Origin of the sequence: Inquilinus sp. Marseille-Q2685 (genome assembly GCF_916619195.1) — a bacterium.
In the GTDB taxonomy this organism is placed as follows: domain Bacteria; phylum Pseudomonadota; class Alphaproteobacteria; order DSM-16000; family Inquilinaceae; genus Inquilinus.
In genome coordinates, this window is the sequence record NZ_CAKAKL010000001.1 from 1,120,104 (window position 1) to 1,142,129 (window position 22,026).

Annotated in this window: 19 protein-coding genes; 5 read left to right on the forward strand and 14 right to left on the reverse strand. The window is 68.0% G+C overall.

Annotation, left to right across the window (positions count from 1 at the left end; genetic code table 11):
* Positions 1-223 precede the first annotated feature (223 nt).
* Positions 224-679, forward strand: a complete 456-nt coding sequence (locus LG391_RS05240; RefSeq protein WP_225766926.1) for a nuclear transport factor 2 family protein — start codon at positions 224-226, stop codon at positions 677-679.
* A 17-nt stretch (positions 680-696) separates the two neighbouring features.
* Here the strand turns inward: LG391_RS05240 and LG391_RS05245 are convergent, their stop codons facing one another.
* Positions 697-1,356, reverse strand: coding sequence for a metalloregulator ArsR/SmtB family transcription factor (locus tag LG391_RS05245; protein ID WP_225766927.1), 660 nt, complete (start codon positions 1,354-1,356; stop codon positions 697-699).
* Positions 1,357-1,426: 70 nt separating this feature from the next.
* Here LG391_RS05245 and LG391_RS05250 point away from each other — a divergent pair, with 70 nt between their 5' ends.
* On the forward strand, positions 1,427-1,930 hold the full coding sequence (locus LG391_RS05250; RefSeq protein WP_225766928.1) for a DUF2938 domain-containing protein: 504 nt from the start codon (positions 1,427-1,429) through the stop codon (positions 1,928-1,930).
* Here LG391_RS05250 and LG391_RS05255 read toward each other — a convergent pair.
* From LG391_RS05255 to LG391_RS05285, 7 genes are all read right to left on the reverse strand, one after another.
* Positions 1,905-2,882, reverse strand: coding sequence for a hypothetical protein (locus LG391_RS05255; RefSeq protein ID WP_225766929.1), 978 nt, complete (start codon positions 2,880-2,882; stop codon positions 1,905-1,907). The genes LG391_RS05250 and LG391_RS05255 overlap by 26 nt on opposite strands.
* A 31-nt stretch (positions 2,883-2,913) precedes the next feature.
* Entirely contained in the window at positions 2,914-3,819 is a 906-nt protein-coding gene (gene rfbA / locus LG391_RS05260) for a glucose-1-phosphate thymidylyltransferase RfbA (protein WP_225766930.1), read from the reverse strand.
* Positions 3,820-4,073: 254 nt separating this feature from the next.
* The gene (locus tag LG391_RS05265; RefSeq protein WP_225766931.1) at positions 4,074-7,754 is read right to left on the reverse strand and encodes a class I SAM-dependent methyltransferase; all 3,681 of its coding nucleotides are present in this window, start codon (positions 7,752-7,754) and stop codon (positions 4,074-4,076) included.
* Between the two features lie 548 nt (positions 7,755-8,302).
* Positions 8,303-9,559, reverse strand: coding sequence for a glycosyltransferase family 4 protein (locus tag LG391_RS05270; protein ID WP_225766932.1), 1,257 nt, complete (start codon positions 9,557-9,559; stop codon positions 8,303-8,305).
* Positions 9,525-10,832 (reverse strand): glycosyltransferase family 1 protein, encoded by a 1,308-nt coding sequence (locus LG391_RS05275; RefSeq protein WP_225766933.1) that lies wholly within the window; start codon positions 10,830-10,832, stop codon positions 9,525-9,527. Before LG391_RS05275 ends, LG391_RS05270 begins: the two co-directional genes overlap by 35 nt.
* 55 nt (positions 10,833-10,887) lie before the next feature.
* The gene (locus LG391_RS05280) at positions 10,888-12,699 is read right to left on the reverse strand and encodes an ABC transporter ATP-binding protein (protein ID WP_225766934.1); all 1,812 of its coding nucleotides are present in this window, start codon (positions 12,697-12,699) and stop codon (positions 10,888-10,890) included.
* 179 nt (positions 12,700-12,878) lie between these two features.
* Positions 12,879-13,094 (reverse strand): hypothetical protein, encoded by a 216-nt coding sequence (locus tag LG391_RS05285; protein WP_225766935.1) that lies wholly within the window; start codon positions 13,092-13,094, stop codon positions 12,879-12,881.
* Between the two features lie 572 nt (positions 13,095-13,666).
* Between LG391_RS05285 and LG391_RS05290 the strand changes: the two genes are divergently transcribed.
* Genes LG391_RS05290 through LG391_RS05300 form a run of 3 tightly spaced genes read left to right on the forward strand, consistent with a single transcriptional unit; the run spans position 13,667 to position 16,163 of the window.
* A complete protein-coding gene (locus tag LG391_RS05290; RefSeq protein WP_225766936.1) occupies positions 13,667-14,725 on the forward strand; it encodes a methionine ABC transporter ATP-binding protein in 1,059 nt (352 codons plus the stop codon).
* Complete coding sequence (locus tag LG391_RS05295) at positions 14,694-15,359, forward strand: methionine ABC transporter permease (protein ID WP_225766937.1); 666 nt, start codon at positions 14,694-14,696, stop codon at positions 15,357-15,359. The genes LG391_RS05290 and LG391_RS05295 overlap by 32 nt, the downstream gene beginning before the upstream one ends.
* A gap of 24 nt (positions 15,360-15,383) precedes the next feature.
* Positions 15,384-16,163, forward strand: a complete 780-nt coding sequence (locus LG391_RS05300; protein WP_225766938.1) for a MetQ/NlpA family ABC transporter substrate-binding protein — start codon at positions 15,384-15,386, stop codon at positions 16,161-16,163.
* Positions 16,164-16,225: 62 nt separating this feature from the next.
* Here the strand turns inward: LG391_RS05300 and LG391_RS05305 are convergent, their stop codons facing one another.
* The 6 genes from LG391_RS05305 to LG391_RS05330 all read right to left on the reverse strand — a co-directional run bounded on the left by LG391_RS05305 (position 16,226) and on the right by LG391_RS05330 (position 22,026).
* On the reverse strand, positions 16,226-16,669 hold the full coding sequence (locus tag LG391_RS05305) for a DoxX family protein (RefSeq protein WP_225766939.1): 444 nt from the start codon (positions 16,667-16,669) through the stop codon (positions 16,226-16,228).
* A 45-nt stretch (positions 16,670-16,714) separates the two neighbouring features.
* Complete coding sequence (locus LG391_RS05310; RefSeq protein ID WP_225766940.1) at positions 16,715-17,872, reverse strand: helix-turn-helix transcriptional regulator; 1,158 nt, start codon at positions 17,870-17,872, stop codon at positions 16,715-16,717.
* 81 nt (positions 17,873-17,953) lie between these two features.
* Positions 17,954-18,790, reverse strand: coding sequence for an alpha/beta fold hydrolase (locus LG391_RS05315; RefSeq protein WP_225766941.1), 837 nt, complete (start codon positions 18,788-18,790; stop codon positions 17,954-17,956).
* On the reverse strand, positions 18,787-19,674 hold the full coding sequence (locus LG391_RS05320; RefSeq protein WP_225766942.1) for an NAD(P)-dependent oxidoreductase: 888 nt from the start codon (positions 19,672-19,674) through the stop codon (positions 18,787-18,789). Before LG391_RS05320 ends, LG391_RS05315 begins: the two co-directional genes overlap by 4 nt.
* 337 nt (positions 19,675-20,011) lie before the next feature.
* A complete protein-coding gene (locus LG391_RS05325; RefSeq protein ID WP_225766943.1) occupies positions 20,012-20,680 on the reverse strand; it encodes a hypothetical protein in 669 nt (222 codons plus the stop codon).
* Positions 20,681-20,874: 194 nt separating this feature from the next.
* Positions 20,875-22,026 carry a mandelate racemase/muconate lactonizing enzyme family protein gene (locus LG391_RS05330; RefSeq protein ID WP_225766944.1) on the reverse strand — a complete coding sequence of 384 codons (1,152 nt, stop codon included), beginning with the start codon at positions 22,024-22,026 and terminating at the stop codon, positions 20,875-20,877.

Consider the following 22,026-nt stretch of genomic DNA (forward strand, 5'->3'; position numbering starts at 1 on the left):
AGAGCGGGGGATTCAAAAAATCTGTCAACAAATAATTCAATTGAAAAATATTCTGTGACGGAATTGAAAATGCATTTTCGGAATTCACGACCATGAATTCTTTCATCGGCGTCGGGCCACTGCCGGCCATGCCGGGCATTTCGGCGCAGCCGCCGGGCGGAACGCCGTTTTCGCGGGCGCCGTTGTCCCGGGTGGAAGGGGCCCCGGAACCGAGGAGACGACGGTGAGCGAGAATCTGAGCCGCGCATCCCTCCCGAAGGAGCTCGAAGGGATGCTGGAGCATGTCTACCGCGAGTGGGACCGCGCCTGGTCCGAGGACGACCTCGGGGCCATGATCGCCCTCTACGCCCCCGACGCGGTGCTGGAGAGCCCACTGGTGGCCCATCTGCTGGGCCGCCCGGACGGGGTGCTGCGCGGCCGCGACCAGATCAAGGCGTTGCTGGACAAGGCCGCGCCGCGCAAGCCCGACCGGCGCAGCTTCCACCGCCGCGGCTATTTCACCGACGGCCGGACGCTGGTGTGGGAATACCCGCGGGCCACGCCCGACGGCGAGCAGATGGATTTCTTCGAGGTGATGGAGATCGAGGACGGGCTGATCCGCCAGCACCGCGTCTATTGGGGCTGGCGCGGCGTGGAGATCATCAAGGCCGACGCCTATCACAAGGGCGGGGACGCCTGACCTCTGGCCGGCCGGGCCTACCCCGCCGCCTCGACCGCCATCCCCGCCGCCTTCCAGTCGAGGAAGCCGTCGCGCAGCCGCCGGGCCGCGAAGCCGCGGGCGCGCAGCGCGGCGACCGCCTCGACCGACAGGACGCAATAGGGGCCGCGGCAATAGGCGACGATCTCCTGCCCGGACGGCAGCTCGGCCAGGCGGCGCTCCAGCGACTCGACCGGGATGTTCAGCGCACCGGGCAGATGGCCCAGCGCGAACTCCTCCTCCGGCCGCACGTCGAGCAGCGTCACCCCGCCCTCGCGCAGCCGCTCCACCAGCTCCTCGCGCGAGATGCCCTCCAGCCGCTCCGGCCGGCCGATGCTGTCGGCGAGAACGTCCCGGATCTCCGCCCGCCGATGCTCGGCCTGCCGGCGCAGGGCGGCGAGCAGCGGCACGATCGGGCCGCCGCCCAGCCGGTACAGCACGCGCTTGCCGTCCCGCCGCGATTCGACCAGCCCGGCCCGCCGCAGATGCTGCAGATGCTGCGAAGCGTTGGCGATGGAGAGGCCGGAGAGCTCGGCCAGCCGCTCCACCGGCCGTTCGCCCTGGCCGATCTGCTCCAGCAGCATGAGGCGATGGGCGTGGCCGAGGGTGCGGGCGAGCTCCGCCAGCTCGGCATAGATCAGGGTCTGGGCGTCGATCATTGACAGGAGGCTATCATCGCGCAATCAATCAAGCAAATCATTGAATGATTCCCGACGGAAGGACTCCCAGATGGGCGAAGGGTTGGAATTCGGGCTGCGGGCGGTGGCGATCGGGGCCGGCGCCACGGCCGTCGTCGATCTGTGGACGGTGCTGCTGGCGCGGCTGACCGGCGTGCCGGGGCTGGACTGGGCCATGGTCGGCCGCTGGGTCGGGCATTTCCCGCGCGGCCGCTTCAGGCATGACGGCATCGGCCGGGCGGCGCCGGTCGCGGGCGAGCGCGCCCTCGGCTGGGCCGTCCATTACGGCACCGGCATCGTCTTCGCGGCGCTGCTGCTGGCGCTGTGCGGCCTGGGCTGGGCGCGCAATCCGACGCCGACGCCGGCGCTGGCCTTCGGCCTCGCCACCGTGGCCGCGCCCTTCCTGCTGATGCAGCCGGCCCTGGGCGCCGGCATCGCGGCGTCGAGGACGCCGAACCCGGCCGCGGCGAGGCTGCGCAGCCTGATGACCCATGCAGTGTTCGGGATCGGCCTCCATCTCGCCGCCCTGGTCACGGCGGCGCCGACCGAGGCGTGACGCCGCCTTCCCCATCGAGGCCTGCGGTTTTCTCCAGCGGCACGGCGTTGCGGTCGCGACCGGCGAGCTGCAGGCGCCAGGTCGGCACCGGGGTCGGCAGGCGCCCGTCCCGCGCCAGCGTGGCAGCGGCCCAGATTGTGTCGGCCAGGGCACAGCCCTGGGCCCGCAGCCGGACCGACAACATGTGCTCGTTGAAGATCGCGATCGCCTTCTGCTCGAAGAAATCGAGCGTGCCGGCCGTCAGCTCGAAGCGCGAATGCCATTCCGTCCCTTGCCCGGTGCCAGTGCCGAGCAGCCAGTCCGCCACATAGCGCTTGTAGTTTTCGGACATAGGCGCATCGGCCCGGAACGGCGCCGCCGGATCACCCGAGAAAAGCGCGGCCCGCTGCGCCGGGCCGACCGAGACCAGCGACCCCAGCCGCCGCAGCTCCGTCGGAGCCAGGAACAGGAAGGAGGAACGAACCCAGTGCTGCGACACATCCGCCAGGAAGGTCACCGGCTCGTCATAGTAGTCGATATGGCCGCAGGCCATGCGCAGCCTCGCCACCTCGGCCAGAAGGGCATCATCGAAGCGCTTGAGGTAGCCGGTGTAGAGCGTGTCGAAGGCCGAGGTGGCGAGGTGGACGAGGTCGTAGCCGTCGAGCTCGGGACCGACGAAGCGGAGCCCCTCGTCCCAGGCGGAGAATTCCCAGGCCGAGTTGTCGCCGCCGATCACCGTGACGCCGCTTGGCCCTGGCTCGACCTGGCCCTGCGGCATGGCGTTGTCGATCACCACAGTTCGGCGGGCAGCACCGGGCATGCGACGGCGGAAGATCTCGTCAATCCGCGGCAGGGCCTCGGCGTATTTCTCCGTGCCGTGCCGGGCCATCAGCGTCAGGATCCTCAGCCCGCCCGCGCCGCCCTGGCCCCAGCGCAGCACGCGCCGGACCTTGCCCTTCAGGGAAGCCGACACCCTTCCAGTTGCACCGCCCGGCAGGGCCGCCTCACAAGCCCGACGGATTGCCCGGGGTCGCCCCGACGGCCTCGGTCTCCGCCACCTTGATCAGGTACTTGCCGTAGCCGCTCTTCTCCAGCTTCCGGCCCTGGGCGATCAGCTGCTCACGGTCGATGAAGCCCTGGAGATAGGCGATCTCCTCCGGGCAGGCGACGCGCAGGCCCTGGCGCCGCTCGAGCGTCTGCACGTAGCTGGCGGCCTCGAGCAGGCTGTCATGCGTGCCCATGTCGAACCAGGCGAAGCCGCGGCCCATCCGCTCGACGTTCAGCCGGCCGCGCTCGAGATAGACGCGGTTGACGTCGGTGATCTCGAGCTCGCCGCGGGCGGAGGGCCTGAGATTCGCGGCAATGTCGACCACGTCGGCATCATAGAAGTAGAGGCCGGTGACCGCCCAGTTCGAGGTCGGGTTGCGCGGCTTCTCCTCGATCGCCGCGGCCCGGCCGTCGGCTCCGAAATTGACCACGCCGTAACGCTCGGGATCGTCGACGTAATAGGCGAAGACCGAGGCGCCGGACGGCTGCCCGGCGGCCGAGGCCAGCAGCTCCGGCAGGCCATGGCCGTGATAGATGTTGTCGCCGAGGATCAGGGCCGAAGGGCCGCCGGCGACGAAGTCGGCACCGATGATATAGGCCTGGGCCAGCCCGTCGGGGCTCGGCTGCACCGCGTATTCGAAGGCCATGCCCCATTGCGAGCCGTCGCCGAGCAGCCGCTGGAACTGCGGCATGTCGTGCGGGGTAGAGATGACCAGCACCTCCCTGATCCCGGCCAGCATCAGCACGCTGAGCGGGTAGTAGATCATCGGCTTGTCGTAGACCGGCATCAGCTGCTTGGAGGTGGCGAGCGTCAGCGGATGCAGGCGGGTGCCGCTGCCACCGGCGAGGATGATGCCTTTCATTGAGCGTAACTCCTGGTTCGAAGGACAATCTGGCCGGCCGCCCCCTCACCTATAGGCATGCCGGTGATGTTTTGACCAGCCCCGGCAACTCGGCCATCGCCCCCGCATCTTCTTCAGCGAGACAACATTGCAGTCGCGGTTGGCCAGTCGGCTGCCGCCAGTCGGGGAATGAGGACGGGCAAGCTTCCGCTTCAGCCGGCCACGGTCCTGCATTCGCACGAAGCCGAGCACGACAACCGCGCGCTCGTCTGTCGCTAAAGCGAAGCGATCTGTTGCGCCCCTGCGACCGATACGGCAACTGCATTCCCGCTTCGGGAAGCGGTAGAACTCGTCCACGTATCATCCGGCCGGGAAGTCAGCGCCGGTGCGAGATAGGCATCCGGATAGAAGGCGGATTCACCGACGAACCGCGGCTGCTCCGGATTCGGCGATCGTCCGGCGAGAAGAGCCTCCCGGACCGATTTGAACGCGTCGATCCAGACCTTTGCTTCCACCTTTGGCGGCACGATCCACGTCCAGGGACGCCCCTCAAGACGCTCCGGGAAGGCGCCGATATCGGCAGCGACGATCGGAAGCCCCGAAGCTATCCCGGCGCTCAAGGTATAGCTATAGGTTTCCGGCCATGGCGCCGGGAACCATAACAGATGCGGCCGGGCCTTCGCGATCAGGTCCGGCAGGTCCTTCTCCTTATAGGCGCCGGTCTCCGTCAGCTTCGTTCCGCGCGGCGGAGGAGAGGCAATTTCGCGCCAGCCGATGATGATGAACTCATAGGCACCAGGCTCAATCGCGGCAAGACAGGCGCGCAGCGTCGCCCCACCTTTGCTCTCGGCGATCCCCCCTATAAGGGCAATCCGGAGCCGCTCTCCCTGTTGAAGAGAAGGAACGGCCAGAGGCCACTTGACATCAGTAACGGGCTCATGGGGCACCACCACGCAGCGAGTGCCGAAGCCATAGCGGGACAGCCGCGACTTTACGTCATTCGAAGGACAGATGATCCGATCGGCTTCCGCGAGAAGCCATTCGTGCGACCGACGCCAAGTCTCTATGTCCCGCGCTCCGTAGTTCGGTCGCCGTGCGATGCATGCGTTACAGACTGCAGGCCCCGGCTCCCCACAGAATTCGCCGTCGGGTTGCGGCAGCATCGTGATCTGGGGACAGATGGCGAAATAGTCATGCGCAGTGATATCGAACGGGATGTTCAACTGCCGGACGAGCCACCGCAAGTCCAGCTCGAGCCCGTGCCAATGGTGAATGTGAATTCGGCGAAGCCCGCAGGAGCGGAGCACGGCCGCGAGGTCCTCCACCCGGCCGTTCGGCAGCCATAATTCCGGATGGTTCGGAATGGCCGGCACTGACAGGGTTACACCGCCGGAACCAGGCCGCAGCGTCAGGATGTTCGCCTTCCCTTCGACCGACCGGATCAACTCCTGCACGTGCCGCTCCGTGCCGCCGCCCAGGCGGTGGCAGACGAACAATATCACCGGTTCGGCGGCCTGGCGGAACAATGCGGCTGTCGTGGCGAAGCGATACGGGCCGGCCTTGTCGAGACGGATGTGCCGCTCCACCAACGCTGGATAGAAGGGATAGCGCTCGCAAAGGAGATCCCATGCCTTGGCGCGTTTCGGCGAGTTCTTGCCGAAGCTCACCTCACCGGCATGATAGACGAAGGTGTCGCAGGCGAGCACATGACGCCAGCCCTTTGCCGTGGCCCGCAGACAGAAGTCGTTCTCCTCGCCATATCCCGTGCCGAACGTCTCCACGTCGAACAACCCGACGGCATCGAGGCAATCCCGACGAATGTACATGGCGAAGCCGACCGCCGTCGGAACGTCGACCAGCCGTCCCGCCCCCGCGGCGCGGCAGGCGTTATCGATTTCGGCGAGCGAGCGGCCGAACGGCAGCGGTCCGCCGTCGATCACCGGATAACTGCAGATCGTGGCGTTGTTGGAGAACGGCGTGACCGTACCGATCTGAGGATCGGAATAGGCGTGACCGGCCATCCGGGCGAGCCAGCCATGCGGCACTTCAGTGTCGCTGTTGAGCAGCACCACATCCCGGCGCCCGGCAGCGACCATGCCGCGGTTAACCGAGGCAACGAAGCCGAGATTCTGTTCATTGCGCAGAAGCTCGATCGCTCCCGTGGCAGCAATCTCGTCGAGCCATGTCGAGAGTTCAGGCTCCGGCGAACAATCGTCGATGATCACCACTCGGCCGGGCGGACGGTCTGGATCGGCGAGGACGGTTTCAACGCAGCGACGGGTCTCGTCGAGCCCGCGGTAGGCCGGGATCACGATGTCGACCTCGACACCAACCGGCAGCACCGGAACCCGTCCGGTCGAGGGAAGATACTCCGAGATATCCACATCTGGCTGGGTCGGCCACCCCAGAGCCGCCCCAGTCTTCAGATGAAAGGCCAGCGGATTCGCCCGTGCTTCAGGATGCTCTTTAACATAGAAGAGTGCATCGAACTGCGGATGGGGATCGCGCAGCTCGGCGGCACCGAACCGAACATAGTGAACAAATGGATCGATACCAGCCGCTGCGATGTCCTTATTGTTCTCAAGATACCATTGAGCAGCAAAGAACGGGTTCGGATCGCGCCGTTCCGCGGCGCCACTCTCCAGGTAATGCTGCCAAGGGTCTCCTCCCCAAGCAGCGACATCCTTGTATCGATCAACGTACCATGCCGGATCGAACAGCGCTCGCAGATCGGTCATCTCCTGGTGACGGCTACTGGCATTCGGCAAATGTGGAGCGCCAGCCTTGCTTTTATGGCGTTTGAAGAGGCGCTTGTCGCGGCGTCCCAACAGACCGGCGCGGCGCAACGGCGCCGTCAATCGCCAGGATCGCGATCGCTTCACCGCGTTCAGAAGCCGCTTGCTTCGCTCCGCCAGATCCATCGCCTCCCCTAGCCGATGCTCCAACCTCGCCAGCTTCGCGTCCTTGTCTTCAATCAGATCCCGGACCCGCGCCACTTCCGTCATCTGCAATTGCAGATCATCCTCAAGGGCCGACCGCGCCGTCGTCGCGACCGTCAACTCGCGAGCGGCCTGCTCCAACTCGGACTTCAGCCCCGCGAGATCAGTCTGACGCTGCTCCAAGTCAGCTTGACGCTGCTCCAAAGCCTGCTCCGCCCGCACCAGCGCTTCCTGATGCCGCCGCAACTCCTCGCCCTGACTGGCCAGTGCTGCCCCTTGTGCCTCGACCGTCCGCCGCAAATCGTGAAGGTCAACGAGACGCTGACCGATATGACCGAACACGGATCGGATCGCCCCCGCTTCCTCGTCGCTTGCCGAGAATAGCCGACGTAGCACTTCCGGCTGCTCAGACCCAATCCCGAGCACACCTAGCCCATGAGCGTGCAAAAACTCGAAATTCGGATGACCTCGACGTATCTCGTCCCAAAACCGCCAGACTCCGAAGCTGCCCTCCCGAACATTGGTATCGTGAAACAGCACTACTGCCCGATCACTCAGCTTTGGCCGCCAGCTCTCGAAATCGTGCCGCACGGCCTCATAGGTGTGAAAACCGTCGATGTGCAGCAAATCCACCGAGCTATCGGCGAAATGCTCCAGCGCTTCATCGAAAGTCGAATGGACCAGACGGGAAAATGCCCCGTATCGCGGGTCGTGATAGGTCCGTAGCTGCGCCAAAACCTCCCCATCATAGTGCCCCGCGTGGGGATCGCCCGCCCAGCTGTCGACTCCAAAACATGCCGTGGGCAGACCATGCCGCACCACCGCCTCGCAGAAGGCACAGTACGATGCTCCGTTGTGAACCCCAAGTTCCACCAACACTCGGGGCCTCAGAACGTCCACAAGCCACGAGGCAAACGGCAGGTGACCGACCCAGGCCGAGAACGGAAGGTAGTCCGGCTGCGTCACAGGCAGTGCATGGCCAAGGATCTGGGGTGTCACAGGTTGAAGCGAGCTCATAGGGTCTCTAAGAAGTTTCCTGCTGTCGGACGAAGGCCATGCTTGGTTCAGGCCGTCATCTGTATCACGCCAAAGTTGTGGGACGTCCAGCTTCTCCCACAACATGACGGCACCGCTATAATCCCTGAACGCCAGCAGCGTTCCCGTCTACGCCCGGTGCCACCAGCCTCTGCGCCCCAGCAGCGGTACCTTCTCGAGCCATCGGAGACGGCGCAAGCGGTGGAGGCCAGCGACCTTTACAGCATTCCGCCGCCCGTCCTTTGACCATCTGACGGAGATCAGCAGATCGATTTTGGATATATGGCCTGATCTGAGAGCTTCGACATAGGCGTTACGTCGGTGCGGCTCGACTTCTCGTCGCAGAAGCCCTTGATGGACCGCTCGGACAAAGGCCTCATCTTCGAGCCGTAGGAACTCCTCCAGCGCATATTTCCGTTTCGCCGGGAACACCTCCATCGTCGAGGCGTGTCCGAGCGGTCGCCGGCGAGCGGCTTCCGCCTGGATCCGACGCATGATCTCATCGACCTGGAGTGGCCGATCCGGCTCCATCATCCTCTCAACCCTGCGACGAGGCGAATGTGCCCGGCTAACCGCTCGGCAAGCCTCGCCCAATCATAGAGGTCCTGCACCAGCCGCCGGGACGCCGCGACGCGTTCCGCCAGTTCGAGGCCGCCGATCTCCGCCCGCAGCCGCTGCAGGGCGGCCGGGAAGTCGTCAATCTCGCTCAGTTGCAGATGGACGCCGTCCGCGACGGCTAGGCCGCGGGCCCCGTGCCGGGTCGAGATAACCGGCACTCCGGCGGCGAAATAGTCCAGCATTTTCAGATTGGTTCCGGACCCACTCGCCATCGGGTTCAGGGCACCGTCGACCAGACCCAATGTCGTGACCTTGACCACGTCGTCGACCTCGCCCATCAAACCGACATTCGACGGAACCGATCGTCCTTCGAGATGTCCGCAGACGCTCCCGAGGATCAAGAAACGCATATCGGGGCAACTCGGCGCGAACCGAAGGACAACATCGAGCGCGTCGCAGTTCGGCTTGTGCCGGCTGCCCATGAACAGGACCGTGAATGTCTTCTCCAATCCGAGTCGAGCTTTGGCTGCCAGCCGCGCCTCCTGGTCGACATATTCGGCGGCCTCAAGGTCGACTCCGTTCGGAACTTCAATGATCCGCTGCTGCGGCACACCAAAATCCTGATGGAATGTCCTGCCATCATCTGCCGCGCACACAATCAGGCGCTCGCTCGCGTCACAACAGGCGCGCTCAACCCGCTCCGTTTCCGTCAGCAGCGCACGTGCCTGCGACGTGTCGGGCAGCATCATGCGCTTGAGCGTCGTCTCGACATTGTGCGCCTCGTACCAGATCGGTCCGCCGGTCAATTCGCGCAGGAGAGGAAACAGATATGGATGCGATGCGATCACAAGCCCGGCATCCGCCACCGAAGTTTCCAAAGCCCGTCGATAGTCCGGGGTGAGATGAACCAGCCTGGGCATGGCTACATCGGAGAGAGGAACGCCAGGGACGGCACGCGTCAACTCCAATTCCGCCTTGCGATGGGCACGTGACTTCGGGACCCGAATTTCTCGAAGTCCTGGGGCTACCTCACGGTCCGAGGGCAGGTCGTTGGCATTGGTGATGCAAACGACCTCGATCGGGTGGGTCTTTGCCAGATGCCGATAGAGATGGAAAATGCGGCTCTGTCCTCCCCCCCGTGGCGGCCAGATAGGGAAGGTAACAGCGACGCTGATCTTGCGGCGCGACACCTCTTTATCCCCTGGAAGGGAAAACTGCCGCGAGCCCATCTAAAGGGTTCTCCGCGCTCATGTCATCCCAGACAGCAGAGTAGACGTCGCGCGCAGTTTCGGCCCATCTGCGCCGGGCCGTGTCACGAATTCGCCCCTCACGCGTCCGGACATAATCCGGTTGTCGGATGGCCTTCGTCATCGCCTGACACAGATCGTCTGGATCATGCGGATCGACGTAATCCACGAGGTCACCTCCCACCTGCGGCATGGAGGATGTCTTCGAGGCAATGCAATGCTTGCCGAACCAAAGGCTTTCACCGATCGGCAGGCCCCAACCTTCGTAGAGGCTTGGAAAAACCGTGAACAGGCAATGTCGGTAAAGAAAGGCCAATTCGGCGTCCGTCGGCGTCTCCGCCACGGCGACGGTGCCGCCGAGGTTGTTCGTCTTCGACAGGAGGTCGAACAGATCCTCCGTCCGCCAGCCGCGCTGGCCTGCCAGCACCAGACGGGGCATCCGATCGCCCAGTTCCGGTCGCAGCCGATCCCACGCCTGGACCAGGGCGTAGGCGTTCTTGCGCACCTCGATCGTGCCGACGCACAGCACGAACGGCGTCTCGGCAATCGCGCGCACAACAGGCCCGATCGCAGCGTCGTCCGCCGCATCGCCGGCGAACTCATGGGCCAGCGGGGTGACCCTGGTCGGGATAGCTGCTCCAGCAGCCGGCAGAAACTCGCGGAGATCCGCCTCCGTCTGGTCAGAAACGCAGAGGAAGACGGACACGTAGTCCGGTACGCGATCGAGGAAACGGCGGAACTCGGCCTCGTGCCCCGGCTTCGCCAGCTCCGGCAGCTTCACCGGAATGACGTCGTGGATCAGCTGGAACACCGGATTGCCCGCCGTCTTGCGCGCGGTGAGGAAGGCGATGTAGGGGTCGTTGCGCAGCGTCGGCACCGGCAGGAAGATGCGGTCGGACGGCGTCAGGGTGGGCCGGGACAGGCGCCGGCCGAAACCAGACGCAGCCCCCAGCCGCCAACGCAGCCGGCCGAGCTTCGCTGCCAGCCGGCGCAGCGGCGCCCGGTCTGCTTCCCCCGCGTCGTAGGGAATTGCCATGTCGCGGACGAATTCGGCGTGGTTGGCCTCGAAGCTGTAGTCCGGGCCGAGGAAGGACAGGTCGATCTCGACCGCCTGCCGCAGCTTCGGATGCCAGGCGATGCCGCGGATCGCGTCCGCCCCATGCGTCGCCACCAGATGGCCCACCACCCGCAGCACCACGCGCTGCACGCCGGTCACGGTGGTGTGGCCGCGCGCATGCGCCAGGACCGGCGTCATGTCGCAGAACAGGCGCGGCGACGGCTTACCCGCCGCGGGGGCCCGAGCCCCCATCCTACCCCGCCACCGCCACGGCCGGTGTCGCCTCGACCTCGGTCTGGTCGTCATCCGCCGTCTGCATCGTCCACAGCCGGGCGTAGAGGCCGCCGCGCTGCAGCAGCTCGGCGTGGCTGCCGGTCTCGACGACCTGGCCCTGGTCCATGACGTAGATCAGGTCGGCACCGCGCACGGTCGAGAGACGGTGCGCGATCATCAGCGTGGTGCGGCCGACCATGAGGCGGGTCAGTGCGTCCTGCACCTGGCGCTCGCTCTCCGTGTCCAGCGCCGAGGTCGCCTCGTCGAGCAGCAGGATCGGCGCGTTCTTCAGCATGGCGCGGGCGATCGACAGGCGCTGACGCTGGCCGCCGGACAGGCGCACGCCGTGCTCGCCGATCTGGGTATCGTAACCCTGCGGCAGGGCGAGGATGAAGTCGTGCGCCGCCGCGGCCCGGGCCGCCGCTTCGATCTCCTCCTGGCTCGCCCCCGGACGGGCATAGGCGATGTTGTCGCGCACCGTCGCGTCGAACAGCGTCGTCTCCTGGCTGACCAGGCCGATCTGCTCACGCAAGGAGTGCTGCGTGACCTGGCGGATGTCGTGACCGTCGATCCGGACCGTGCCGGAGGACGGGTCGTAGAATCGCGGAATCAGGTTGAGCAGCGTCGACTTGCCGGCGCCGGAGGGACCGACCAGAGCCACCGTCTTGCCGGCCGGGATCTCGACCGAAATGCCGCGCAGGGCCGGAATGGCGGGGCCATAGGAGAAATGCACGTCCTCCAGCCGGATCGCGCCGGACACCCGGTCGAGCACGGCGGCGCCCGGCGCATCCACGATGCTGGGCCGCGTGTCGATCATGGCGAAGATGCCTTCCGCCGCGGTGATCCCCTGCTGCACCGACCCCCAGGTGTTCACCACCCGCTTCAAGGGATCGTAGGTCAGCATCAGGGCCAGGACGAACGCGAAGAAAGAGCCGGTGGTCCGGCTGCCGGCGATCACCTGCGAGCCGCCGTAATAGATCACGGCGGCGATGGCAACGCCCGACAGCGCCTCCATGAACGGTGCGTTGTACGACTTGATCTTGGTCATGCGCTGCATCACGCGCGACACCGACCAGACGATCTTCTCGGTGGCGGCGATGGTCCGCTGCTCGGCGTTGTACGCCTTCACATGGCGGATGCCCTGGAACACCTGGGTGAGATAGCTGGTCATCTCGCCCATGCCGAACTGCGATTTGCGGGTGACCTTGCGCAGGTCGCGCCCGACCTTGATCAGCGGATAGACGGAGATCGGGAACGTGACGGAGGCGATCAGCGCCAGCCTCCAGTCCTGGTAGAACATGGCCACGATCAGGCCGACCAGCGTCATCGCGTCGCGGCCGATCGCGGCCGCGCTGGTCGACACCGCGCCGAGCACCGCCTGCACGTTGAAGGTGAACTGGCTGACCAGATGACCCGACGCCGTGGCATGGAAGCTGGCGAGATCGTCCCAGATCTTGCTGCGGAACATGCGCATCTGAAGGTCGCCGACGATGCGGCGACCGATGCTGTTCATCACCACGGTGAAGCCGTAGGTGGCCCCGCCGCGCACGAAGAAGACGGCGATCACCAGGAGCGAGATCGGCACCAGAAGGTCCGACTGCCGGTTGGTGAAGATGCCGTCCAGGATGTGCTGGCTGACGAACGGGATGGCCGAACTCGCCGCTGCCGTCGCCCCAAGGCACAGGAAGGCCAGCACGAAGCGCCAGAAATGGCCCTTCATGTGCTCGCGCATCATCCGCTTCGCGATCTGCCAGTCGGATGGCTGCCCTTCGGCGCGTGCTCTCTTGCTCATGGGGTGCTCATATAGCGCCGTCCGGCCGATCCGCCAAATGACAGTCGCGTCAGGCGCCGATGCAAAGGGCGCCACGGCCGGCCGAGAGCCGTCTCACGCGGCTGCGGCAGGCGGGCGCCCTGATGCGTTCGGTGGCGGGGCCTGCCCTGCAACGGGCGGCCGCGCCCCGATGAGAAGGCTCAGCGGCTGAAGGTGCCGCGGGCGATGGCGTCGAAATCGCCCGGGCCGATGCCCAGCTCGTCCATCTCGCGCCGGTCGAGCTTCAGCAGCTCGTCATAGACCCGCTTGTACTCGCGGCGCTCGGCGATGCGGCGGGCGACGGCCGCGCGGAGGCGGGCGAAGGCGCCGGCGGGACGGGTGGTGGCAGGAGCGAAGTCCAGAACGTCGATATGCATACTTACCTCATCTGCCGGCGAGACCGGCCTCTCTGTGCTTTCCTCATGTACCCCTAATGTAAGACGTCCGCTTCAGGCCAGGATCAGCCTTTTTGCAGTGCAGCAATGGTAAGCATGCATGCCATGAACTTGCCACTTTGCCCGCGCCCTAGGCAAAGGGTCTGGCCGGCGCCGCCCCGATAATCCTGAATTTCACTGTGAAAATCAGCAATCCACAGACCGCATGGCGCAGTTTATTGACCCGCCTGGTGCAGCGCGATATTTAAGGGGCGACGGACCGGCCCACCGCCAACGGGCCCGCGGCGATTTGATGGGAAGCAGCTTGCGCCCGCGTCAACAACCGCTAAAGCGCCACGATGCAGGTCGTGGTTCCCTCGAAGAGACGAGGCAGGACACGACGATGACCAGGACGGCCCTTCACAGCCCTTTCGCGCACCGGACGCTTGCCACAGGGCGGGCGGCCGCGGCGCCGATGCGCTGTCGCCGCGCCTGAGCCGGGCTCCGGCCCCTTGCCGCCCTGCCCGCGGCGGCCATCTTCGTCCCCGCACCGATCCACTGATCCGGCACCACCCATGATCCGCCTCGACTCCATCTCCAAGACCTTCACCCGCGCGGGCCAGGCCCAGGTGACGGCACTGGCCGACGTCTCCCTGACCATCGAGCGCGGCGAGATCTTCGGCGTGATCGGGCCCAGCGGCGCCGGCAAGTCGACCCTGATCCGCCTGATCAACCTGCTGGAGCGGCCGACCAGCGGCACCGTCACCGTCGACGGCACCGAGCTGACGGCCCTGCCGGAGACGGCGCTCCGGGCCGAACGGCGGAAGATCGGCATGATCTTCCAGCATTTCGCGCTGCTTTCCTCCCGCACCGTGTTCGACAATGTGGCGCTGCCGCTGGAGTTGGCCGGGCTCGACCGGCGGACGATCGCCGCGCGCGTCGACCGGCTCTTGGAGCTGGTCGGCCTGGCCGACAAGCGCGACCGCTACCCGGCTGAGCTGTCGGGCGGGCAGAAGCAGCGCGTCGGCATCGCCCGGGCGCTGGCCAGCGAGCCCAGCGTGCTGCTGTGCGACGAGGCGACCTCCGCCCTCGACCCCGAGACCACGGCTTCGATCCTGCAGCTCCTGGCCCGGATCAACCGCGAGCTGGGCCTGACGATCGTGCTGATCACCCATGAGATGGCGGTGATCAAGGCGATCTGCCACCGCGTCGCGGTGCTGGAGCAGGGCCGGGTGATCGAGGAGGCGCGGGTGTTCGACCTGTTCACCCGGCCGCAGACGGCGACGGCGCGCGCCTTCGTCGCCAGCGTCACCGGCGCCGAGCTGCCGGAGACCCTGGCGGCCAAGCTGTCCGAGGCGCCGCTGGCCGGCGGCGAGACCGTGCTGCGCCTCGTCTTCGCCGGGTCGCAGGCCGGCACCACCGCGCTGGGCCAGCTGGCCCGCCGCCTGGGCATCGACGCGGCGCTGCTGCACGGCCGGGTCGACAGCGTGCAGGGCGCCCCCTTCGGCACCCTGATCGTCGCCGTGCCGGGCGGGCCCGAGGCCGCCCGGTCGGCGATCGACTTCCTCTCCTCCCTCAAGCTTTCCGTCGAGGTCCTGGGCCATGTCCCCGCAACTCTTCGCGCTGCTGGCTGACGCCGCCTGGGCGACGCTGTACATGGTCGCGGTCTCGGCCGCGATCGGCACCCTCCTGGGCGGCCCGATCGGCATCTGGCTGGCGACCAGCGGCAAGGGCGAGCTGTTCGCGGCGCCGGCGGCCAACCGCATCGTCGGCCTGGTGGTCAACGCCACCCGCTCCACCCCCTTCATCATCCTGGTGGTGGCGATCATCCCCTTCACCCGGCTGATCGCCGGCACCTCGATCGGCACCACCGCGGCGATCGTGCCGCTGACCATCGCCTGCGTGCCCTTCATCGCCCGGATCATCGAGGCGGCAGTGCGCGAGGTCGACCAGAGCCTGGTCGAGGCGGCCAAGGCGATGGGCGCCTCGCCGCTGCAGATCGTGCGCAAGGTGCTGGTGCCGGAGGCGATGCCCGCCATCGTGCTGGGCCTGACCCTGACCGTGGTCAGCCTGATCGGCTATTCCGCCATGGTCGGCGCGGTCGGAGGCGGGGGGCTGGGCGATCTCGGCATCCGCTACGGCTATCAGCGCTTCATGCCCGACATGATGGCGGCGGTGGTGATCGTGCTGATCCTGTTCGTGCAGGCGGTGCAGATGGCCGGCGACCGGCTGGCCCGCCGGGTCAACAAGCGGCAGCGCGCCGCCTGAACCGTTCCATCCGAGGGGGATACAATGAGCCTGAAGACGATTCTGGCCGCGGCGGCGTTCGCCCTGGCCGTGCAGCCGGCCGTGGCCGAGACCGTGAAGATCGGCGTCACGCCGGGGCCGCATGCCGAGATCCTGGAGCAGGTGAAGCCGATCGCCCATGAGAAGGGCCTGGACATCGAGATCGTCGAGTTCTCGGACTATGTCGTGCCCAATGCGGCGCTGGATTCCGGCGAGCTCGACGCCAATTCCTTCCAGCACGAGCCGTATCTCGTGAACGAGATCGACAAGCGCGGCTACAAGATCAGCAAGGTGGCCAGCACCGTCACCTTCCCGATCGGCATCTATTCGAAGAAGATCAAGGCGATCGGCGAGCTGCGCGACGGCGCCGCCGTCGGCATCCCCAACGACCCGACCAATGGCGGCCGCGTCCTGCTGCTGCTGCAGTCCGCCGGCCTGATCAAGCTGGCCGACGGCGTCGGGCTGAAACCGAGCGTGGCCGACATCACCGAGAATCCCAAGAAGCTGGAGATCGTCGAGTTGGACGCGGCGCAGCTGCCGCGGTCGCTGGACGACACCGACATCTCGGCGATCAACACCAACTACGCGGTCGAGGCCGGTCTCGACCCGGCCAAGGACGCGATCCTGCGCGAGGCGGCCGACGGTCCCTATGTCAACATCATCGCGGTGCAGACCGCGCGCAAGGACGAGCCCTGGGTCAAGACCCTGGTCGAGAGCTACCACACCGACGCGGTGAAGCAGTTCCTGGCCGAACGGTTCAAGGGCGCGGTCATCGCCAGCTGGTAAGCGCGAAGAAGATCCGACAAAGGGCGCGCGGCCACGGGTCGCGCGCCCTTTGTCTTGGCCGGTCAGCCCTCGCCCGGGCCGCTGTCGAGGGAGTGGCGGCCGCCGCCGGTGCCGGCGATGAACAGCAGCCCGCCGAGCACGGCGAGGTTGCTCATGAAGATCGCGAAGTCGAGCTCGAACCGGTCCGGCGGCGCATCCCAGAAGCCGTGGAAGAGCACGGTGGCGACGATGGTGAAGCCGGCCAGGGCCAGGGCTGCGAGCCGGGTGTGCCAGCCAAGCAGCAGGAGGGCGCCGGCGACGATCTGCAGCGCCGCGGCGGCGGCGAGCAGCAGCTCGGGCTCCGGCAGGCCGCGGCTCTGCACCATCGCCACCATCGAGTCCCATTCCGGGACCTTGGAGATGCCGGCGGCAAAGAACACCAGCGCCAGGCAGAGGCGCCCGGCGAGCTGGACGAGGTCGAGCCCTGAATTCCGCTCGGTGTTGCGTATGACCATGGTTGAGGACATGAAACGGTTCGCTTGTGCTGTCGTTATGCCCCCAAGGTAACCGCATCATTGTGGCCGCGCCGTGTCCGCCGTCACAGCTGCGGCGCGGCGCGCCAGCCGGCTCTCGCGGGCGAGATCGCCCAGCAGCCGGATCAGCGTCCCCTGACGCCGGGTGCCGGTCTTGTCGAAGACCGACCGCAGCTGGGTGCGCAGCGTCTCGCGGCTGAGATCCAGCCGCTCCGCGATCTCGGACAGCGACAGGCCCTCATGCAGCGCCGCCGCCAGCCGTACCTCGGCCCGGCTGAGGCCGAACAGCGCCGGCAGCACCTGGCCGAAATCGTCCCGGCTGGCCCCGAGCTGGGTCAGGAACAGCGCCGCCACGGCCTGCGGCGCGGCGACGGCGGCGGGACGCCGATCCGGCAGACGGCAGCCGCTGGCGATCAGCGGCGTCGCCCCGACGGTGCCGGACAGCAGCTTGAAGGAACCGCCGCCGGGCCGCGGGTCCAGCGTCGCCGCGATCAACCCGCGCAGGGCCGCCGCCTCGGCCGGGTCGGCGGAGTCGAGCCGGTTGCCCCGCAGCTGCAACCGGCCGCTCTCGAACAGCCGGTCCGCCATGGCGTTGACATGCACCACCCGGCCATTGGCGGCCAGCAGGACCACGGCCCGGTCGAGCCGGTCGAGCACGTCCTCGGCGAGCCGGGCCCGGGCCGCGAGCCCGTCCAGCCGCTGGACCAGCGCCAGCGAGCGGCGGATATGCGGCACCAGCAGGCCGAAGCGGCGCCCCTCCTCCGGCGTGAACGGCCCGGCGCGGCGGGGCCGGCGCACGCTCATCCCGGCGACGCCGTCGAAGGCGGGGTCGATGGCGCCCATCGCCCAGCGGCAGCCGTTCTCGTCCAGGAACGCGCCGAAATCCTGGCGGTCGAACCAGGCCGGGTCGACCACCTCGTGGCAGAGATGGACGGTCGGCGGCAAGCGGCGCCAGGCCGGCAGGCGCGGATCCTCCAGCGCATAGTCCCGGAGATAGCGGGCATGGGCGGCCGCGTCGTAGCCGACGGCGACGTTGAAGAAGGGGACGGCCGCGGTGGATTCCAGCACCAGGATCTGGGCCACGTCGCCGCCGGTCCAGCGGCAGATGTCGGTGAGGACATGCCGCCAGGCCGCGTGATCGGTCCCGGCATCATAGATGCGGCCGATCAGATCGTTGAGCTGCTCGAGAGTGTCCATGCGGCCTCCGCCGCGTTCCGACTGCCGTCCGACTCAAGCCCGTCCGGCCGGTCGCGGCAAGCGCCGCCTGCCGCGACAGAATCACCCGCCCGCCGAGATCCCTTCGATCCGGCGATTGACCTCGGCCGCCGCCTCGATCGGCAGCATGTGGCCCTGGCCGGGGAGCAGATGCACCGCCACCGCGGGCGGCAGGCCGCGGGCCTGGCGCGCCGGCAGGATGGCGTCGTCGGTGCCCCACAGCACCTGCGCCGGCACCGCCAGCTCCGCCAGCCGGTCGCGCAGCACCAGGCGCTGGCGGCCCGGGGCGAAGCACTGGTCGGCCAGGCGGCGCAGCGTCTCGCGCACGCCGGGGCCGCGCAGGGCCGTCAGCACCAGCTCGCCCAGCGCCGGGGTGACCAGCCGGGGATCGGCATAGAGCGGCCGCAGCGCCGCCGCCAGCGCCGCCGGATCGTCGGCGCCGAGCAGCCGGTCGATGAAGCCGGTGTCGGCCTCCTCACCCAGCCCGCCGGGGGCGACCAGGGTCAGCGAAGCGGCGCGGCCCGGCCGGGACAGCGCCGCCTGCAGCACCACCGCCCCGCCCAGGGAATGGCCGACCAGATGGGCGCGGCCGATGCCGACGGCGTCGAGGAAGGCCAGCAGCGCCTCGGCCAGGCCGGGCACGCCGCCCGCGCCGAGATCCTTCGACGAGCCGCCATGGCCCGGCAGGTCGAGCGCATAGACCGTGCGCCGGGCCGAAAGCGGCACCTGGTTGGCGGCCCAGGTCAACAGCTCGCCGGCGAAGCCGTGCACCATGACGATCGGGGCGCCGCCGCCCGCGCCCATGCGGCGATAGCGGATCGGGCGGCCGTCGGCCAGCACCGCCAGCTGGGTGCGGACGCCGCCGGCCGTCGCCGGATGCGGAGGACCCGAGAGGCTCATTCCTCGATGCCGGCGAGGCGGAACTGCAGCTTGTGCACGGCATTGGCCTGCAGCTCGCCATAGCCGGCCACCAGCGCGGCGCGGTACAGCTCCGCCGTCAGGGCGGTGCCCGGCATCGGCACGCCGCTGGCGCGGCCGAGATCGAGCATCAGCCCGATGTCCTTGGCCATGTTCTTGAGGTGGAAGGCCGGCGAGAAGTCGTTGGCCAGGGTCTTGCGTGCGGCGCCCCGGATGACGCCGGAGGAGCCGCCGAACCGGTCCAGCACCTCGATGATCCCCTCCGCCGCCAGCCCGTTCTTGCGGGCCAGCGCCAGGCCTTCGCCGAGCGCCGCGGTCTGGGCCGCCGACAGCAGGTTGCCGATCAGCTTCATCACCGCGCCGGCGCCGTTGGGGCCGAGATGGTGCACGCCGCCGGACACCGCCTCGAGAATCGGGCGCACCGCCTGCAGCACCGCGGCGTCGCCGCCGACGATGAAGCCGATGCTGCCGTCCCAGGCCTGGTCCTTGCTGCCGTAGACCGGGGCGTCGAGATAGGCGTGTCCGGCCTGCGACGCCGCCTCCGCCAGGTTGCGCGACACCGCCGGATCGGTGGTGGTGCTGTCGACGACCACCGCGCCCTTCGCGGCATGGACGAAGACGCCGTCGGGGCCGAGCAGCACGGCGCGCTGGGCATCGGGGCCGGTGACGCAGAGCATGACCCGGTCACGGCCGGCGGCGGCCTCCGCCACCGACGCGGCGCGGGCGAAGCCGGGATGGGCGGTGATCTCCTCCGGCAGCTCCACGGCGCTGCGGTTCCAGGCCTGCACGCGGTGCCCCGCCTTCAGCAGGTTGCGCACCATGCCCCGGCCCATCAGGCCGAGACCGATATAGGCGATGTCGGCCATGCTCCTGCCCTCTCCGTCACCATGCGGCGGGACCGCCACGGCCCCGCCCCGGATTACATCCTACGAAACGCCGGGCCGGATGCCAGCCCGCAGGGGGATGATTGGAGGTCGGGCAAGCCATTCACGCGCGGACGCGCGCAGGCCCCTCCCCCTTCCCCCCTCCCGCAAGGGGAGGGGGAGAGTGGAAGGCCGGGCAGGCCGGTGACGCGCTCGCAATGGGCAGTGCCGTCATCGCGAGCGCAGCGAAGCGATTCAGGGCCGTTTGGCGTGGCCCCTGGATGGCTTCGTCGGCTTCGCCTCCTCGCCATGACGGTGCAGGGATGCGCGACCCGGGCGCTCAGCTGCTGTCCGGCTTGGACGGCTCCGGCACGGGCCGGCCGGCGTCGGACGCGTCCGATGCCTCAGGCCAATCCTCTACGGTCTCGCGCTCAGCAGTCTCGGGCTCCGCCGGGGCCGGCGGCGTGGCGGCCGGCGGATCGAGGATCTCGTCCCAGCTGCGCGGCAGCCGGATCGGGTCCGGCGGGTGGCCGATCCTGCGGCACACCGCCTGCACGAACTCCGCCGCCGACAGCGTGTCCAGCTGCGCGTCCAGGATCTCGTCCTCGACCAGCCGCTCCCACGCCAGCGACCGCATGCACTCGGCGTCCAGCCCCGCCTCGGGCCGCGCCGCCGCCGCGGCCACCATCCCGGCCGCGCGCTCCCGCCGCTCCCGCCGGCGCTGCTCCTCCCCCGACGCCGTGCGCTCCTGCCGCCGCTCCATGAAGCCGGTGCGGATCCGCTCGGTCAGGGCGATCGTCAGACGCAGCGAGCGCGTCAGCCGCGCCTGGATCGGCCCGAAATCCGTCGACGCCTCCGGGTCCGGATGCGCCCGCTCCTGCTGCCGCTCGGTCATCCGCTTGCAGCGCATGTCGATCTCGGCCGCGTCGCGCAGCAGGCGCAGCGCCCAGCCCGTCCAGTTCATGTCGGGATCGGTCGGCCGGTCCGGTTCGGAATGCGCCTCGTCCATGGAACGTATCATGAACAGAAGTCGCGGATGCACGCAATGAACATTGTGTGCCCTGCCGCGGCCGGCCGTGACAGCGTCCGCCGGCCGGAGACGCATACGAGCCGGGCCGAGCTGGCCCGGCTGGCGGCGCAGCGCCGGACCGCGAGCCGGTCGGGGAGGCTGCGCCGGCGACGTAGGTCGGGCGAAGGCCGTCCCTACCAGTTCGTCACCGATCCGTCCTTGCGCTTCAGATGCGGCGCTTCCCAGAACTTGAAGCTCTGCTTCCTGATCGCTTCCTCGTTCACCTCGACGCCGAGGCCGGGCGCGTTCGTGACCGGATAATGCGCGTTCTCGATCCGCGGCTGGACCGGGAACAGCTCGGCATCATCGAAGCCGAGCTGCTCGGCCGTCGAGGTCCGGGTCTCGAGCCAGGAGAAGTTCGGCACCGCCGCGGCGAAATGCACCGTCGCCGCCGTGCAGATCGGACCGAGCGGGTTGTGCGGCATCATGTCGACGTAATGCGCCTCGCTCCACCCCGCGACCTTCATCGCCTCGGTGAATCCTCCGACATTGCAGATGTCGATGCGGTTGAACTGGTGGATGTCGCGCTCGATGTAGGGCAGGAACTGCCATTTCGAGGCGAACTCCTCGCCGATCGCGAAGGGCACGTCGACCATCCGCCGCAACGCCTCATAGGCCTCCGGCGTCTCGTCGCGGATCGGCTCCTCCAGGAAATCGAGCGTGCCGGAGGGCATCTTCTGGCAGAAGCTCGCCGCCTCCGCCACCGACAGGCGGTGATGCAGGTCGATGCCGAGCACGACGTCGCCGCCCAGCGCCTCGCGCGCCCGGACGCACCATTTCGCTGTGGTGGCGATGTGCTCGCGCGGCTCGTAGATCTCGCCGTCCCGGTGGCCGGAGGGCGACAGGCGCATCGCGGTCCAGCCGGCCGCGATCAGCGCCCGCGCCTGCTCGATCATCTCCTCGCCCGGCGGCGCGGAGGTGGTGGCGAAGGTCGGGATCCGGTCCCGCTGCTTGCCGCCCAGCAGCTGGTAGACCGGCACCCCGAGCGCCTTGCCGAGGATGTCGTAAAGGGCGATGTCGATCGCCGAGATCGCCGCCTGCAGCACGCGGCCGCCCTCGAAATACTGGCTGCGATACATCTCCTGCCACAGGGCGCCGATCCGGAACGGATCGCGGCCGACCAGGAACTCGCGGTAATGGTCGATCGCGCCGACCACGGCCTTCTCGCGACCGGAGAGGCCGCTTTCGCCCCACCCGAACAGGCCTTCGTCGGTCTCGACCTTGACGATCAGCTGGTTGCGCGTGCCGACCCAGACCGGATAGGCGCGGATGGCTGAGATCTTCAT

Coding starts and splice junctions, on each gene's coding strand:
- LG391_RS05245 (WP_225766927.1), bottom strand. CDS start 1,356: ATGATCGACGCCCAGACCCTGATCTATGCCGAGCTGGCGGAGCTCGCC.
- LG391_RS05250 (WP_225766928.1), top strand. CDS start 1,427: ATGGGCGAAGGGTTGGAATTCGGGCTGCGGGCGGTGGCGATCGGGGCC.
- rfbA (WP_225766930.1), bottom strand. CDS start 3,819: ATGAAAGGCATCATCCTCGCCGGTGGCAGCGGCACCCGCCTGCATCCG.
- LG391_RS05265 (WP_225766931.1), bottom strand. CDS start 7,754: ATGAGCTCGCTTCAACCTGTGACACCCCAGATCCTTGGCCATGCACTG.
- LG391_RS05270 (WP_225766932.1), bottom strand. CDS start 9,559: ATGGGCTCGCGGCAGTTTTCCCTTCCAGGGGATAAAGAGGTGTCGCGC.
- LG391_RS05275 (WP_225766933.1), bottom strand. CDS start 10,832: ATGACGCCGGTCCTGGCGCATGCGCGCGGCCACACCACCGTGACCGGC.
- LG391_RS05280 (WP_225766934.1), bottom strand. CDS start 12,699: ATGAGCAAGAGAGCACGCGCCGAAGGGCAGCCATCCGACTGGCAGATC.
- LG391_RS05285 (WP_225766935.1), bottom strand. CDS start 13,094: ATGCATATCGACGTTCTGGACTTCGCTCCTGCCACCACCCGTCCCGCC.
- LG391_RS05290 (WP_225766936.1), top strand. CDS start 13,667: ATGATCCGCCTCGACTCCATCTCCAAGACCTTCACCCGCGCGGGCCAG.
- LG391_RS05295 (WP_225766937.1), top strand. CDS start 14,694: ATGTCCCCGCAACTCTTCGCGCTGCTGGCTGACGCCGCCTGGGCGACG.
- LG391_RS05300 (WP_225766938.1), top strand. CDS start 15,384: ATGAGCCTGAAGACGATTCTGGCCGCGGCGGCGTTCGCCCTGGCCGTG.
- LG391_RS05305 (WP_225766939.1), bottom strand. CDS start 16,669: ATGTCCTCAACCATGGTCATACGCAACACCGAGCGGAATTCAGGGCTC.
- LG391_RS05310 (WP_225766940.1), bottom strand. CDS start 17,872: ATGGACACTCTCGAGCAGCTCAACGATCTGATCGGCCGCATCTATGAT.
- LG391_RS05315 (WP_225766941.1), bottom strand. CDS start 18,790: ATGAGCCTCTCGGGTCCTCCGCATCCGGCGACGGCCGGCGGCGTCCGC.
- LG391_RS05320 (WP_225766942.1), bottom strand. CDS start 19,674: ATGGCCGACATCGCCTATATCGGTCTCGGCCTGATGGGCCGGGGCATG.
- LG391_RS05325 (WP_225766943.1), bottom strand. CDS start 20,680: ATGGACGAGGCGCATTCCGAACCGGACCGGCCGACCGATCCCGACATG.
- LG391_RS05330 (WP_225766944.1), bottom strand. CDS start 22,026: ATGAAGATCTCAGCCATCCGCGCCTATCCGGTCTGGGTCGGCACGCGC.